The 13,801-nt window shown below is 65.2% G+C and carries 15 protein-coding genes; 9 read left to right on the top strand and 6 right to left on the bottom strand.

What is annotated here, in order from left to right:
* Nucleotide 1: 1 nt before the first annotated feature.
* The 6 genes from AWC06_RS10185 to AWC06_RS10160 all read left to right on the top strand — a co-directional run bounded on the left by AWC06_RS10185 (nucleotide 2) and on the right by AWC06_RS10160 (nucleotide 4,560).
* Nucleotides 2-577 carry a TetR/AcrR family transcriptional regulator gene (locus tag AWC06_RS10185; RefSeq protein ID WP_085196987.1) on the top strand — a complete coding sequence of 192 codons (576 nt, stop codon included), beginning with the start codon at nucleotides 2-4 and terminating at the stop codon, nucleotides 575-577.
* On the top strand, nucleotides 574-1,689 hold the full coding sequence (locus tag AWC06_RS10180) for a DUF1214 domain-containing protein (protein ID WP_085196986.1): 1,116 nt from the start codon (nucleotides 574-576) through the stop codon (nucleotides 1,687-1,689). The genes AWC06_RS10185 and AWC06_RS10180 overlap by 4 nt, the downstream gene beginning before the upstream one ends.
* A gap of 87 nt (nucleotides 1,690-1,776) precedes the next feature.
* A complete protein-coding gene (locus AWC06_RS10175) occupies nucleotides 1,777-2,619 on the top strand; it encodes an SH3-like domain-containing protein (protein ID WP_085196984.1) in 843 nt (280 codons plus the stop codon).
* Nucleotides 2,616-3,323 (top strand): thiocyanate hydrolase subunit gamma, encoded by a 708-nt coding sequence (gene scnC, locus AWC06_RS10170; protein WP_085196982.1) that lies wholly within the window; start codon nucleotides 2,616-2,618, stop codon nucleotides 3,321-3,323. Before AWC06_RS10175 ends, scnC begins: the two co-directional genes overlap by 4 nt.
* Nucleotides 3,324-3,340: 17 nt before the next feature.
* A complete protein-coding gene (locus AWC06_RS10165; RefSeq protein WP_085196980.1) occupies nucleotides 3,341-3,712 on the top strand; it encodes a thiocyanate hydrolase in 372 nt (123 codons plus the stop codon).
* Between the two features lie 89 nt (nucleotides 3,713-3,801).
* Nucleotides 3,802-4,560, top strand: a complete 759-nt coding sequence (locus AWC06_RS10160) for a cutinase family protein (protein ID WP_085196978.1) — start codon at nucleotides 3,802-3,804, stop codon at nucleotides 4,558-4,560.
* A gap of 15 nt (nucleotides 4,561-4,575) precedes the next feature.
* Here AWC06_RS10160 and AWC06_RS10155 read toward each other — a convergent pair whose 3' ends face one another.
* Nucleotides 4,576-5,790 carry a cytochrome P450 gene (locus tag AWC06_RS10155; protein WP_085196976.1) on the bottom strand — a complete coding sequence of 405 codons (1,215 nt, stop codon included), beginning with the start codon at nucleotides 5,788-5,790 and terminating at the stop codon, nucleotides 4,576-4,578.
* A 165-nt stretch (nucleotides 5,791-5,955) separates the two neighbouring features.
* Here AWC06_RS10155 and AWC06_RS10150 point away from each other — a divergent pair, with 165 nt between their 5' ends.
* Nucleotides 5,956-6,510, top strand: coding sequence for a TetR/AcrR family transcriptional regulator (locus AWC06_RS10150; protein ID WP_085196974.1), 555 nt, complete (start codon nucleotides 5,956-5,958; stop codon nucleotides 6,508-6,510).
* Between the two features lie 37 nt (nucleotides 6,511-6,547).
* Complete coding sequence (locus tag AWC06_RS10145; protein ID WP_085196972.1) at nucleotides 6,548-7,636, top strand: NAD(P)H-dependent amine dehydrogenase family protein; 1,089 nt, start codon at nucleotides 6,548-6,550, stop codon at nucleotides 7,634-7,636.
* A 3-nt stretch (nucleotides 7,637-7,639) separates the two neighbouring features.
* Here AWC06_RS10145 and AWC06_RS10140 read toward each other — a convergent pair whose 3' ends face one another.
* The 5 genes from AWC06_RS10140 to mbp1 all read right to left on the bottom strand — a co-directional run bounded on the left by AWC06_RS10140 (nucleotide 7,640) and on the right by mbp1 (nucleotide 11,679).
* The gene (locus AWC06_RS10140; RefSeq protein WP_085196970.1) at nucleotides 7,640-8,503 is read right to left on the bottom strand and encodes an SDR family NAD(P)-dependent oxidoreductase; all 864 of its coding nucleotides are present in this window, start codon (nucleotides 8,501-8,503) and stop codon (nucleotides 7,640-7,642) included.
* 2 nt (nucleotides 8,504-8,505) lie between these two features.
* Nucleotides 8,506-9,582, bottom strand: coding sequence for an NAD(P)H-dependent amine dehydrogenase family protein (locus tag AWC06_RS10135; protein WP_085196968.1), 1,077 nt, complete (start codon nucleotides 9,580-9,582; stop codon nucleotides 8,506-8,508).
* A complete protein-coding gene (locus AWC06_RS10130) occupies nucleotides 9,579-10,583 on the bottom strand; it encodes a 3-ketosteroid-9-alpha-monooxygenase, oxygenase component (protein ID WP_085196966.1) in 1,005 nt (334 codons plus the stop codon). The genes AWC06_RS10135 and AWC06_RS10130 overlap by 4 nt, the downstream gene beginning before the upstream one ends.
* Before the next feature lie 79 nt (nucleotides 10,584-10,662).
* Nucleotides 10,663-11,289, bottom strand: coding sequence for a TetR/AcrR family transcriptional regulator (locus AWC06_RS10125; protein ID WP_085196964.1), 627 nt, complete (start codon nucleotides 11,287-11,289; stop codon nucleotides 10,663-10,665).
* A gap of 153 nt (nucleotides 11,290-11,442) precedes the next feature.
* Nucleotides 11,443-11,679: a microaggregate-binding protein 1 gene (gene mbp1, locus AWC06_RS10120; protein WP_085196962.1), complete on the bottom strand. Its 237-nt coding sequence runs from the start codon at nucleotides 11,677-11,679 to the stop codon at nucleotides 11,443-11,445.
* A gap of 280 nt (nucleotides 11,680-11,959) precedes the next feature.
* Here mbp1 and AWC06_RS10115 point away from each other — a divergent pair, with 280 nt between their 5' ends.
* Nucleotides 11,960-13,753: a thiamine pyrophosphate-requiring protein gene (locus tag AWC06_RS10115; RefSeq protein ID WP_085196960.1), complete on the top strand. Its 1,794-nt coding sequence runs from the start codon at nucleotides 11,960-11,962 to the stop codon at nucleotides 13,751-13,753.
* The last annotated feature ends 48 nt before the right edge of the window (nucleotides 13,754-13,801 follow it).

Genomic DNA, 13,801 nt, shown 5'->3' with positions numbered 1-13,801 from the left:
AATGACGACAGAAATTGGCCGACCCCGCGACAAGCGGATCGACGGCGCGGTCCTGCGGGCCACCGTCGAACTGCTCGCCGAGACCGGCTATGCGGACCTCTCGGTCGACGCGATCGCCCGGCGTGCCGGCACCAGCAAACCGGCGATCTACCGACGCTGGCCGGGCAAGGCGCACCTGGTGCACGAGGCGGTGTTCCCGATCGGCGACGCGACCGCGCTGCCCGACACCGGGTCGCTGGCCGGCGACGTGCGTGAGATGGTCCGTCGCACGGTGGCCGTGCTGACCACCCCGGCCGCCCGGGCCGCGCTGCCAGGCCTGGTCGGTGAGATGGCCGCCGACCTCACGCTGCACTCCGCGCTGCTGGAGCGCTTCGGCGACATCCTGTCGCGCGGGCTGTCGCAGCGGCTGCGCGACGCGGTAGCGCGGGGCGAAGTGCGGCCCGATGTCACCGCCGCCGAGGTGGTCGAGGCCGTCGCCGGCACAACGTTTCTGGCGCTGCTCACCCGTGGCGACGCACTCGACGACACCTGGGTGGATCGCACCGCCGCCCTCATCACGAGAGGAATCGAAGCATGACGCACCAGTCGACGGCGGCCTGGCATGAGCTGCTGGAGACCCTGCGCGGGCTGGATCGATCTTTCCTGGAAGGCGAGCGCGCCGTCACCGACGCACAGCACGTCGCCGACGGCTACCGGATGCTCGCGACCACTCTCGGCGTGGCCTTCGACACTTACCTCTTCGCTGACCCCAGCAGGCCCATCTTTGTCGAAGTCAATACGCCCTTCCGGCGTGACCGGCGCTGGGGAGGCGACAACACCGACGCCTACTACTGCATCTGCCCGGTCGACCCGCGGCGGCGCTATCGCATCAGCGGCAACCGGGGCGACAGTGTCTACTTCTCGCTGACCGCCTACAACGAGCCTTCGCCCGGCGCATGGTCGGACCGGATCGTGGCGATCCTGCGCGACGACGACGTCGACTTCGACGCGGCCGGCAACTTCTCGTTCGAGCTCGGGCCGACGCCCGACGCGGCCGTGCTGATGACCCGCGACTATCAGGCCGACCCGTTAACCGGTCGCCCGGTCACCTGGCGCATCGAGGCGCTCGACGAGCCCGAGCCGATCCGGCGCGGGGACGCCCCAACCGCCGCGGCCCTACAGGCCAGCGCCGCCTGGCTGCGCACCATGTTCTCGATCATTCCGCTGGCCGTCGGAGCGCGCGTCGACGACGCGCACGCGCTCGGCCACGAGATCGCGCATGCCGCCAATCAATTCGCCGACCCGTATCAGGTGCCGGACGCCAACTTCGGCTGGTCGGCGCGGGATGCCTGCTATTCCTACGGCAGCTTTGTGCTCGCCGAGGACGAGGCCCTCGTCATCACCCACAGGCCACCGCCGTGCCGGTTCTGGAACCTGGTGGTGTGGAACCAATTCATGGCCACCCACGGCGTCACCGACGCGCGCAGCTCGGTCAACGGCCACAGCGCGGTGCTCAACGCGGACGGCTCGGTGACCATCGTTGTCTCGCGCGGCATGACCGCGCACCCCAACTCCTTGACCACACTTGACTATCCGCGGGGCAACCTCGCCTTCCGGTGGTTTCTTGCCGACGAGGTCCCGGCCCGACCGGAGGTGCGGCTGGTCAAGGTATCTGAGGTCCCGACGAGCGTGGCCAGCACCTCGGCTTGAATCACCTTGGGCCAAGGGCCCACTGGGCCCACATTTCAATCGAATCCGCGTAACGGCCCCACGGATGGGCATAGATTGGGTCACCAGATGACCACTCCTTTCGACCGTGTCTCCCATCTGGACCTGATGGCCCGGCTGAAGTCCGCATTCACCGATCTCCCGGACGCGCCGACTCCGGATCTGATCGACCACGAGCGCTTCCTCGCATACATGAAGACCCCCCACGACGTCGGTGGCGAGCCGGATGCGCCCATAAAATTCGAGAACAAGCAGTATGAGATGTGGGAGCACAACACCTATGTCTTGTGTGAGGTGCTGGGGTGGCGCGGGATCTGGGTGTCGGAGGAGCGGCGCCGCATTCAGAACGTCGACATCGGCCGTACCAACTACTTGGGGCTTCCCTACTACGGCCGCTGGCTTTTGGCTGCCGCCCGGATCCTCGTGGACAAGCATCACATCACCCTCGGTGAGCTGACCGATCGCTTGGCTGAGGTCAAGCAACGCTATGAGGGCGGCCTGCAGGGAAAGACCCTCGACGCCAGCCCGAAGTGTGCGGGCGACGGCTCTCAGGTCACACGCAACCTTCACCACACCCACGCGGTCGGCACCGGCGACCCACAGGTGTTTTCCGGCCGAGCGGGCGACCCGAAGTTTCGAGTCGGTGACAAAGTGCGCGTGCGGGAGCTGCCGGCACTGTTCTATACACGCACGCAGGAGTACATCCGGGGCGTCAGCGGCGAGATCGCCGCGGTCACCTACGAAAGCCTTGCGGCCGAGGACGAGGCGTGGGACCGCCAGGACCAGAAGCCGGAATGGTTTTACATCGTCCGGTTCAACCTGGCTGAGCTGTGGCATGGCTATACCGGGACCGCGAGCGACAGCCTGCAGACTGAGCTTCCCGAACGCTGGCTTGCGGCGGTGATCCCGTGACCGGACACGAGCATGACCATGAGCGCACCGCCGCGCCGATGGTCGACGAAATCACCGACTTCGAAGTCCTCGAGATCGCCATCCGTGAACTCTGCATCGAGAAGGGTCTGTTCACCGCGGAGGAGCATCGCCGCTTCACCGAGTTCGCCGAGCAGATCGGCCCGACGCCGGCCGCACATCTGGTGGCCCGCGCGTGGCTCGATCCCGAGTTCAAGAAGCTCGCCCTTGCCGACGGGATCGCCGCGAGTCGGGAAGTGGGTGTCGATTGGTTGCAGCCCACCGGTTTTGGCACACCGAGCGACTTCACGGCGCTGCATGTGCTCGAAGACACGCCGACTCTTCATCACGTGATCGTGTGCACGTTGTGCTCCTGCTACCCGCGACCGATCCTGGGTAACTCACCCGAGTGGTACCGCACACCCAACTATCGCCGTCGCATTGTGCGCTGGCCTCGCCAAGTTCTTGCCGAGTTCGGGCTCTACCTGCCCGAAGACGTCGCGATCCGCGTGGAGGATTCCAACCAGAAGCACCGCTTCATAGTCCTGCCGGTGCGCCCGGAAGGAACGGAGGACTGGGATGAGGACCAGCTGGCAGAAATCGTCACGCGCGATTGTCTGATCGGGGTCGCGTTGCCGAAGGTCGGCGTGACCTCCAATGCGATCACCGACACCCGTCCGGCCATCCACCCGGCAAGCCAACACTGACCATCCTGACGGACCGCATGAATACTCCAGCAGAGTCACGACCGACCGGGATCACCGACATCGCGCCGTTGCGACGGATCGTTCAACGCAACCAGGTGTGGACGCGCATGGCCGCGAAGTACGGGGTGGACAATCCGGTGCCACCGTGGAAGTCAAGCCTCGACGGCATGTGCGACGCTCTCGATCACTCCGCCTGCGGGACAACGGTGCTCGGATGTGCTCAGCGACGTCGCGAGGAGGACCGGCTTTCCGCGACGGTCTACGCCGAGGTGCCCTACCCGGAAAACCAGCTCGTCTCCCTCGCGCACTCCCTTGTCGTCGGCGGTGTCATTGACGAAACGGAACTCCAGAAACGGATCGCCAGTGTCCGAGCGAGGCTGGAGACCTGACCGCTCCCGCCGTGTCGCCCGGGTGCGTCGCGCCCAAGGGACTTATGCTCAACTTTGTGCGAAAAATCTCTGTTTGGAGCAGCGCTCGCATGGGAACCTCCTGCGGCATGATTGCACGTCACGTCATTCGCCTGCTGGGTCCCGCGGTACTCGCAGCGTGGGGCCTGAGCGTTTCCACCGGTTCTGTCCCTGCCCTTCCCTCCGCCACCGCCGCGTCATGTCCCGGCAGCCAGGTGGTGTTCGCCCGCGGCACCGGTGACCCGCCCGGTGTCGGCCCGGTCGGACAGGCCTTCGTCGACGCCCTGACGGCGCGCGTCGGTCACCCGCTGGACGTGTATGCGGTCAACTACCCCGCCACCGAGCAGTGGGAGACCGGCCTCGACGGTATTCGGGACGCCGGCGCTCATGTCCTCGACATGGCCAACACCTGCCCCCAGACCAAGATGGTGCTCGGCGGCTACTCCCAGGGCGCGGCCGTGATGGGCTTCGTCACCTCGGCGGCAGTACCGGACGGGATCGACCCCGCGACCGTGCCCAAGCCGCTCTCCCCTGATGTGGCCAACCACGTCGCGGCCGTCGTGCTCTTCGGAATGCCGAATGTGCGGGCCATGAACTTCCTCGGTCAGCCGCCGGTCGTCATCGGCCCGGCCTATCAGTCGAAGACCATCAAGGTCTGCGCGCCAGAGGACCCGATCTGCTCTGACGGGATGAATTTCTCCGCGCACGACGCGTACGCGGCGAACGGCGACATCATCAGCCAGGGTGCGGATTTCGCCGCTGCCCGGCTGCAAGGAATGCCTACCCCGCCGGTGTCAGCGGCATCTGGCGGTCAAGGGTTCGGCAGCTGACGCTTGCCGGCACGACTACTTGACCGCTAGCTCGAGGCATTCGAGGCGACGCACCAAGAGGCTCGGCAGCCAATCTCCGATGTCGGCTGCTTCGATCACCGATGTTCGATCAAGCAGCAGGCGCAAGACGATGCGGGCCTCGAGGCGCGCGAGCGCGGCGCCGACGCAGAAATGCGCTCCTTTGCCGAATGCGATGTGTCCCTTGCCCTCGGCGCGGTCGAGCCGGAATTCGTCGGGGGCTTCGAAGTGGGCTGGATCCCGGTTGGCGGCCCCCCATAACAGGAGCAGGTGCGATCCGGCCGGCAGCGCCGTGCCGCACAACGCTGTGTCGGCGACGACGTGCCGGTAATGTCCGCGGAACGGCGGTTCGTAGCGGAGCGTCTCTTCGATCAATGCGCCCAGCAGCTCAGGGTTTTCGCGCACCTGGTCCTGAATATCTCGGCGGGTCGCCAGAATCCAGGCCGCGCTGCCGAGCAACGACGCGGTGGATTCCCCGCCCGCGGCGAACAGTGTGATCATGATTCCGAGGGCCACGGTGGTGTCCAGCTCGCCCGATGCGCAGGCGGTCGCAAGCTCGCCGAGCAAGTTGTCCTGCGGATCGAGGGCGGCCCGCCGGAAATGATCGGTGATGTAGCCGCCGAGCTCCATCACCGACACCCCCGCCGCGGCCAAGTCGTCGGCGGAGACCAGCCCTTCGAGGAGCTGGGTCCCCGCGTACCCCCACTTCACGAGCTGGTCGACGTCCTCGTGGGGCACGCCGATCAGGCGAGCCACCACCATCATGGGCAGCCGGTTGGCCATGGCGCCCATCCACTCCATGCGCCCGTCATGCAGGCCTTCGGTCCACAACCGTTCGGCAGTCGCGGCCACGAACGCCTCCAGGGCGCGGATCTTCTTGGCCGCCAACTGAGGTACCAGCAGCCTTCGGTGAGCGGCGTGCACCGGGTCATCGGCGACGGCCAGCGCGTGGGACGGATCGCCGAGCGGGGCCATGTTGAACGCGGTGACGGTGCCATCGGACTGGTACACCATGGTGGCGGTCAGGTTCGACGAGAATTCCTCGACGCGGGCGATGACGTCGATGATCGCATCCCAGCTGCACACCGCATAGAACTCCGAATCACCGATCCGGCGAACCGGCCCGGCGGCGCGCATCCTCTCGTAGAGCGGGTACGGATCTTGCAGGGATTCGGCGGCGAATAACTCGATCGGATCGTCAATGACGGCCATTTGTCCAGGCTGATCGGCTATTCGTGGCGCCGTCAACGTTCTGCGCGAAGTTGAAAAACCGCCGTGAAGGCGCGCGACCGTCGCTCGTCTCACCGACCGGGCAGACCTGCAGCGGCGAAGAGATAAACGGTTACATCTGTCTCAAATTGAGAATAAACTCGACCAATGCCTCGGAGCGACTGGCTTGTCGGCGGCGACCGCCGCGACATCGCCACCGAACGGATCTACGACGCGGCCACCGAACTGATCATGCGCGAGGGCGCAGATGCCTTCGACATCGACACGCTGGCCACCCGCGTGCACTGCTCACGCGCCACCATTTATCGCCATGCCGGAGGCAAGGCCGAGATCCGCGACGCGGTCCTCGCCCGCAGCGGTGCCCGGATCATCGAAACGGTGCGTCATACCGTCGAGGATCTCCGCGGACCGGAGCGGGTCGTCACCGCAATCACCGTGGCACTCAAGCTCATCCGATCCGACCCACTGAGCGAGCTGATGTTCAACTCGATCCGGGCCAACGAAATGGCCTGGCTCACCGGGTCTCCGCTGTTGGCCGGCTTCGCCACCGACCTCACCGGACTCAACGAGCGTGACCCGCAGGCCGCACTTTGGGTGGTCCGGGTCGTGCTGTCGCTGTTGTACTGGCCCGTCGGCGATGCCCGCACCGAACGCCAGATCGTGCATCGGTTCGTGGCACCGGCATTCGCCGACCAGACCTGATAGTTTGTCCGCTCGTAGCCAGGGATGGAGGACACCCATGACGATCCGTGTCGCCCACGTCGGTACCGGAAACGTCGGTCGTCTGGCGTTGACCGAGCTGGTCACCAATCCGCAATTCGAGCTGACCGGGCTGTGCGTGTCGGCCACCGAGAAAGTCGGCAAGGACGCCGGAACGCTCGCCGGGGTCGACGTGTCGACCGGCGTCAGCGCCGTCAACGACCTCGACGCGGTGCTCGCCACCGGACCGGAATGCGTCGTGTACTGCGCGATGGGCGATACCCGCCTGCCCGACGCGATGGAAGACGTCAGGCGCATCCTGGCCGCCGGCATCAACGTGGTGGGGTCTTCGCCGGGTCTGCTCCAATACCCGTGGGGTGTGATGCCCGACAAGTACATCGCCCGCATCGAAGATGCTGCCCGGCAAGGCAACTCGAGCATCTTCATAAGCGGCGTCGACCCGGGATTCATCAACGACCTCATCCCGTTCGCGCTCGCGAGCACCTGCCAGCGCATCGAGCAGGTGCGCTGCATGGAGATCGCCGACTACGCCACCTACGACGGCTCCGAGGTCATGTACTACATGGGATTCGGCAGGCCCCTCGACGAGAAGCCGATGCTGCTGCAGCCTGGTGTGCTCAGCATCGCCTGGGGGACGGCGATCCGTCAGCTGGCGGCTGGCCTGGGCATCGAGGTCGACGAGGTCACCGAGTCGTATCAGCGTGAGCCGGCGCCGGAGGACTTCGACATCGCGGTAGGGCACGTTCGGCAAGGCACAATGGCCGCTCTGCAGTTCGAGATCCGCGGCATGGTCGACGGCCACCCGGCGATCGTCGTCGAACACATCACCCGGTTACGGCAAGACCTGCGACCGGACTGGCCGCAGCCCGCCCAACCCGGCGGCTCGTATCGGGTCGAGATCGTCGGCGAGCCGTCCTACGCCGTGGACATCTGCCCGAGCAGCCGCAAGGGCGACCACAATCACGCCGCGATCGTCGCCGCGGCCGGCCGGATCGTCAACGCGATCCCCGCGGTGATCGCGGCGGCGCCCGGAATCAGGACGACGCTGGATTTGCCGCTGATTACCGGGAAGGGCGTCTACGCACGCGAGGAGATCGCGGCGATCTAGCCGTCACAACAGGTCGGTGATCGTCTTGAGGCCGGCCTCGTAGAGCACGCCGGGCAGCATCCCGCCGTCCATCTCGATGGTCGTGCCGTTGACGAAGTCGGCGCCGCCGCCGGCCAGAAACACGCAGATGCGGCCCACCTCGGCAGGCTCGCCACCGCGGCGCAGCGGCACGTCCGCGAAGTAGTTCTCCCCCGTCGGATCGTCTTTGGGCAACACGAATGAGCGAAAATTCTCGGTGATGGTCGGGCCAAGCGCGATGCAGTTCACCCGGACCCGCGGACCCCATTCCTCGGCCAGCGATCGGGTGAGGTGGTTAAGGCCCGACTTCGCGGCTCCATAGGAGACCAGCGTCGGCGAGCCCGCGGGATGTCCGGCGCCACTGGAGATGTTGATGATGCAGCCCATGCCGTCCTGGCGCTGCATCTGTCGATACACCCGGATCGCGAACCACAGCGGGCTGATCAAGTTCATCTGAATGGCGAACGCGTGAAACAGCACGGTGCGTTCGAAGCCGTCGTCGCTCGCCGGCGAACCCTGTAGCTTTTGCACCAACTCGGGAACATCTTCGGCGTGCGGCGTGGGAACCGTGCCGCCGGCGTTGTTGACCAGGATGTCGATCCGCCCATAGGTCTCGACCACCTCGGTCACCAGCGCATCGATCTGGTGATAGTCACCTTGATCGCACACCAACTGTGCGGAGCGCTGCGCCCACCCCGGCTCCTGGTCGACACCGGGGATGGCGTCGAGTGGCCGACGCGAACATCCGACGACGACGGCGCCGGCACGAAGCAGTTCGTGTGCGATCCCCACCCCGACGCCGCGGCTGGTGCCGGTGACGACGGCGACTTTGCCGTCGAGTACGCCCACGGCTAGTGCTTGAAGCGCCCGGCGAACCCGCGCAGCGGCAGGTCGGCACTGGTCAGCAGACCGGGAGGGGCGGCGACGACCGCCGGAATGGCGTTCAGGGCGGGCATGCCGGTGACGGTCATCCCGATCGAGGCGAACGAGTCGGGGTTGGACAGATCGGTGCCCGGTTTCGGGAAGATCATGTGCTTGTTGTAGATATTCGGATCACCCTTGATCTGAGTGATGTAGCAGCCCTTGATATCCCAATTCGGATCGGTGTGCGGCGTCATCTGCCATTCGAGGTGAGTCTCGACCCTGGGCACGCCGTCGACCATGCCCTGGTATTTGATGTAGTTCCCGCCGAGTGATCCCTTGGGCAGCCGGTACCAACCCAGGTCGATGTCTTTGGTGCACACTCCCAATTCATAGCTGAACGTCACCTCGTCGAGCTCGAGGTCGAAGCAGTCGGCCATCATCAGCACGCTGTCGGCGAACACGCGGGTGTACTTCTCGAGCTTCGCCGGGATCTCGGGGTCGTCGGCGGGCAGACCGTAGCCGACCTCGATCCAGGTGTCGCGGGAGTGATGGCATGACACGTCAACGGATTCGATCGTGGTGATGTTCTCGATCTCGGCGACATCGGCCGAACACACGATCCCGAGGATCTGATTCAACCCCGGATTCATGCCGGTGCCATAGAACGTCGCCCCGCCCCGCTCGCACGCCTCCTGCAGTATCTGTGTGGTGGGCCGACCGGAGGGGTGAGGGTGGTTGGTGTCACGGTGCCAGCCGGTGATCCAGTCCGCTGTGGTCACGATATTGATCCCGGCCTCAAGGACTTTCACGTACAAGCCCTCGTCGGGAAAGACCCCGTGGAAAGTCAGCACATCAGGCTTGGCGGCGATGATGTCATCCACCGAGCCGGTGGCGGTGACACCGATGGGCGCCAGCCCGGCCAGTTCGCCGGCGTCACGGCCGATCTTATCCGCTGTGTAGCAATGCAATCCGACCAGTTCCAGGCCGGGGTGGCTGCCGAGGCGTTTGATCATCTCGGTCCCCACGTTTCCGCTGGCTACCTGGAAAACACGGATCGGGGTCATGCGGTAACGCCTTTCTGCAGCTCGTCTTCGGGATAAAACTGGGTGGCCCACTTGCGAATTGCGGTGAAGCCCTGGTTTTCGGCGGACGTCAACGCCGGCGGATCCGAATAACGCTGATGTGACCAGATGTGAACATCGGCCAGAAACTGGTCGATCACGTCTTGGGCGAATGCCCGCGCCCTGTCCTGCGCCTTCGGCGAATCGTCGCCCGGGTTTCGGCCGATGTAGACCATGAACCTCACATCCGAGGTGCGGTCATCGACCGGCGTGATCGCGGAGATGGTCCGGTTGTCCACCATGCCCCAGCTTTTCGTCACGGCCACGCCCAGGCCGCCGTTGATCGCTTCGACCCCGCTTCGGACGTCCTCGATCGACTGGCCTTCCTCGCCTTCGAAGGTGATGGTGAAGTCGACGTAGGACACTGGCTCGGCGAAATCGTGTCTGGTGAACACCGGCACGATGGGGGTGTTGTGCACAAATTTGAAATGCGCGAAGTCGACGCCGTTTTCGAGGACGTACTGCGGATGCAGCTCGAGACCGGCACGGTACATCGTGACCTGCGGGTAGTAATCGTCCGCGCTGCGGCCGTCATCGAAGCTTGCGAACACGTCGGGGACGTCGAAGAACGGGTCGCGGCCCTCGACGTCGTGCCAGATGTATGCGGACTCGTTGCGCTCCACGACCGGATAGGTGTGAATGCGCCGGCCGCGGTTGGGGCGATCCTGATACGGGATACAGACGTTACGGCCCTCGTGACTCCACTGCCAGCCATGGAACGGGCACTGGATGACGTCGCCTTCGACATGACCGCCATAGCCGAGGTGAGCACCGAGGTGTTCGCAGTAGGCGTCCATCACCGTGAGCCGCCCGGATTCGCCGCGCCAAGCGACCATCTCGCGGCCGAAATACGTCATTCGATGGACCTCGCCCGCGTCGATCTCGCTAGACCACGCGACTTGGAACCATCCGGTCGGCTTCATCGACAACGGCGGCTTCGCCATCGCTGCTTCCCCTCGCTACGGACGTTTCATAGTAGTTTCACAGTACCCTCTGTGAAACTAGCGCAGCGGGGTGCGTGGATCAACCGGAGCGCGAATGCTCGAGGTAGGCGACGATCGCGTTGGTCAGTCCACGTCGCGCCTCATCGAGATCGGAGTAGGTGCCCAGCTGCTTTTCTGAGGTGATGCCCCGCATCGCTCCCGGAATGAAGGCGGCGACTTCCCGCACCCGGTCCGGGTCGACGTCCAGGTCCTCGAACGCTTTTTGGCAGGCCTTCACCCAGCTGTGCAGCCATGATCTGAGTTCGGCGGCCGTGCGCGGATACAGCCGATCGAGCTCGGCGGGATCGTGCGGAAGTGCCCTGCGCAGGTTCTCGATCGCCAAGGAGTCTCTGGCCGTCAACCCCTCGTAGAGGGTGTCGATGATGACGGCGACACGCTGCTGAAGCGGGGCGTTGGCGACGGTGTTCGACGGCAACTCGCCGCGGCGCTCGGCGGTGCGGTGCAGCACGGCGGCCCAAAGCCCGTCGATGTCGCCGAACTGGTATTTGACCGCTCCCCAGGTCGCTCCGCTCGCCTTGGCGATGCGGTTGGCTGAAGCCGCTCCGGGATCGCCGGAGGCCAGCGACATCAGCGCGGCCTCCAAGATGCTTTCCCGGGTCGCCAGACCGCGCCGATTGGCCCGCCTACTGATGCCCGCGTCGGCCATTCCCCGGATGGTAGCCGCCGGCTAACCCGCCATGGCGCGGTGGGCTCAGTAGCCAGTGAAAGTCACTTGGCCGCGGGGTATTTCGCGTTGCGATTGCATTAATAGTGGTCCGGCCCGGAAACCACCGGGCCGGACCATCCTTCAGGAACGAATCTATTGGTGTTGCTGTTCGCGCTTTTCGGCGGCAGCTGCGCCGCCGCGCGCGGACTCGGCCTGGGCTTCCTTCTTGGCCGCGTCACGCTCGGCGTCGGCCTTGTCCTGTTGGGCCCGGCCCTCCCGGACTAGGTCATCGCGACCAGCGACGGTTCCGCCAACCTCTTTGGCCTTGCCCTTGACGCCCTCGACGGTGCCCTTCACGGCTTCTTTCGGTCCGCTCTTCTGATCCCCCATGGATCGATCCTCCCTTTCGTGGACTGCGGCTTGCGCCGCCCGTAGCCGACGCTCCCTACCGGCTTCCCAGGCTGGCGGCGGGTCAAACGGCCCGCCCCGGGTTCACGGGGGCGTGCTCGCCGAATTGATGCCGCTGAAGAGGCATAACGGTCGGGAATGCGGGTATCAGGAGAGCTGTGGGAACTGCCAATGCGTCCCTGTCGTGCCTGGTTGTCCTCGTCGCCAGTGCCAGCGGCGGTCTCGGTCGCATTAAGAGGTGTCCGGCTTAGGAAGGATTGGAATGTCCAAGCAAGATGTCGCCGATTACCTGCTGGAACGGTTGCGGACGTGGGGTGTGCAGCACGTTTTCGCGTTTCCCGGCGACGGGATCAACGGAATCCTCGCCGCGTGGGGCCGCGCCGACAACCAGCCCGTGTTCATCCAGTCGCGCCACGAGGAGATGAGCGCGTTCGAAGCCGTGGGGTACGCCAAGTTCACCGACCGCGTCGGAGTGTGCATGGCCACGTCGGGCCCCGGCGCGATCCATCTGCTCAACGGCCTCTACGACGCCAAGCTCGACCACGTGCCGGTGGTGGCCATCGTGGGTCAGACCAATCGCAGCGCCATGGGCGGGTCCTACCAGCAAGAGGTCGACCTTATGAGTCTGTTCAAGGACGTTGCCAGCGAATACGTCCAAATGGTCACCGTCCCAGAGCAATTGCCCAATGTGCTGGACCGGGCGATCCGGGTGGCGTTGAGCGAGCGCGCACCGACGGCGTTGATCATCCCCGCCGACGTGCAGGAGCTGCCGTATTCGCCACCCACCCACGAGTTCAAGATGGTGCCGTCCAGCCTGGGCATCGAGTGGCCGGCAGTATCCCCGGACGACCAGGCCATTGCCCGCGCCGCCGAGGTGCTCAACGAGGGCAAGCGGGTGGCCATGCTGGTAGGTGCCGGCGCTCGCAACGCCCGCGAGGAACTTGTCGAGGTCGCCGATTTGCTCGGCGCGGGAGCAGCCAAGGCGCTGTTGGGCAAGGACGTGCTGTCCGACGAATTGCCTTGGGTCACTGGGTCTATCGGGTTGCTGGGCACGCGGCCCAGCTACGAGCTGATGAATGATTGCGACACGCTGCTGACGGTGGGTTCCAGCTTCCCTTACACGCAGTTCATGCCCGAGTTCGGGAAGTGCCGCGCGGTGCAGATCGACATCGACGGGCGGTTCATCGGCATGCGCTACCCCTACGAGATCAACGTGGTCGCCGACGCTAAGGCCGCGCTGCGGGCACTGATTCCTCATCTGCGACGCAAAGAGGACCGGTCATGGCGTGAGGGCATCGAGAAAAACGTGGCTCGGTGGTGGGAAACCATGGAGATGGAAGCGCACGTCAGCACCGACCCGATCAACCCGCTGCGACTGTTCTCCGAGCTGTCCCCGCAGTTGCCCGACAACGCCATTGTCACTGCCGATTCCGGCTCGGCGGCCAACTGGTACGCACGCAACCTTCGGTTCCGGGGCGACATGCGCGGTTCGCTGTCGGGCAACCTCGCGACGATGGGGCCCGGTGTCCCATATGCCATCGGCGCCAAATTCGGCAACCCGAAGCGACCGGTCATAGCGTTCGCCGGTGACGGCGCCATGCAGATGAACGGCATGGCCGAGCTCATCACGATCCACCGGTACTGGCGGGATTGGGAGGATCCGCGCCTGATTGTGGCGATTCTGCACAACAACGACCTGAACCAGGTCACTTGGGAAATGCGTGCCATGGCGGGTGCACCGAAATTCGTGGAATCTCAAACACTTCCCGACGTCGACTATGCCTCGTTTGCAGCCAGCCTGGGCCTGAATGCGTTGGCCGTCAAGGATTCCGAGGAACTCGGGGACGCCTGGCGCGACGCCTTGTCAGCCGACCGTCCCAGTGTGCTGGACGTCTACACCGACCCCGACATGCCGCCGATCCCCCCGCACGCCACCTGGGAGCAGTTCAAGTCCGCAACGGCCGCCGTGCTCGCCGGAGACGAGGACCGGGCCGGGTTCGTCAAGAAGGGCATCAAGACCAAAGCCCAAGAGTTCCTGCCGCACAAGAAGAGCTGACTTGTTACCGTTTTCCGGTTGCCTCGACGTGCTCGTGACCACGAGCAT

This window comes from Mycobacterium fragae (assembly GCF_002102185.1).
In the GTDB taxonomy this organism is placed as follows: Bacteria; Actinomycetota; Actinomycetes; order Mycobacteriales; family Mycobacteriaceae; genus Mycobacterium; species Mycobacterium fragae.
Note: the sequence above shows the minus strand (reverse complement) of the source record. Positions and strands in the feature narration are given on the sequence as shown.

Bases quoted from the DNA above. Each gene is read 5' to 3' on its own strand.
- AWC06_RS10185 (WP_085196987.1), top strand. From the start codon at position 2: ATGACGACAGAAATTGGCCGACCCCGCGACAAGCGGATCGACGGCGCG.
- AWC06_RS10180 (WP_085196986.1), top strand. From the start codon at position 574: ATGACGCACCAGTCGACGGCGGCCTGGCATGAGCTGCTGGAGACCCTG.
- AWC06_RS10175 (WP_085196984.1), top strand. From the start codon at position 1,777: ATGACCACTCCTTTCGACCGTGTCTCCCATCTGGACCTGATGGCCCGG.
- AWC06_RS10165 (WP_085196980.1), top strand. From the start codon at position 3,341: ATGAATACTCCAGCAGAGTCACGACCGACCGGGATCACCGACATCGCG.
- AWC06_RS10160 (WP_085196978.1), top strand. From the start codon at position 3,802: ATGGGAACCTCCTGCGGCATGATTGCACGTCACGTCATTCGCCTGCTG.
- AWC06_RS10155 (WP_085196976.1), bottom strand. From the start codon at position 5,790: ATGGCCGTCATTGACGATCCGATCGAGTTATTCGCCGCCGAATCCCTG.
- AWC06_RS10150 (WP_085196974.1), top strand. From the start codon at position 5,956: ATGCCTCGGAGCGACTGGCTTGTCGGCGGCGACCGCCGCGACATCGCC.
- AWC06_RS10145 (WP_085196972.1), top strand. From the start codon at position 6,548: ATGACGATCCGTGTCGCCCACGTCGGTACCGGAAACGTCGGTCGTCTG.
- AWC06_RS10135 (WP_085196968.1), bottom strand. From the start codon at position 9,582: ATGACCCCGATCCGTGTTTTCCAGGTAGCCAGCGGAAACGTGGGGACC.
- AWC06_RS10130 (WP_085196966.1), bottom strand. From the start codon at position 10,583: ATGGCGAAGCCGCCGTTGTCGATGAAGCCGACCGGATGGTTCCAAGTC.
- AWC06_RS10125 (WP_085196964.1), bottom strand. From the start codon at position 11,289: ATGGCCGACGCGGGCATCAGTAGGCGGGCCAATCGGCGCGGTCTGGCG.
- mbp1 (WP_085196962.1), bottom strand. From the start codon at position 11,679: ATGGGGGATCAGAAGAGCGGACCGAAAGAAGCCGTGAAGGGCACCGTC.
- AWC06_RS10115 (WP_085196960.1), top strand. From the start codon at position 11,960: ATGTCCAAGCAAGATGTCGCCGATTACCTGCTGGAACGGTTGCGGACG.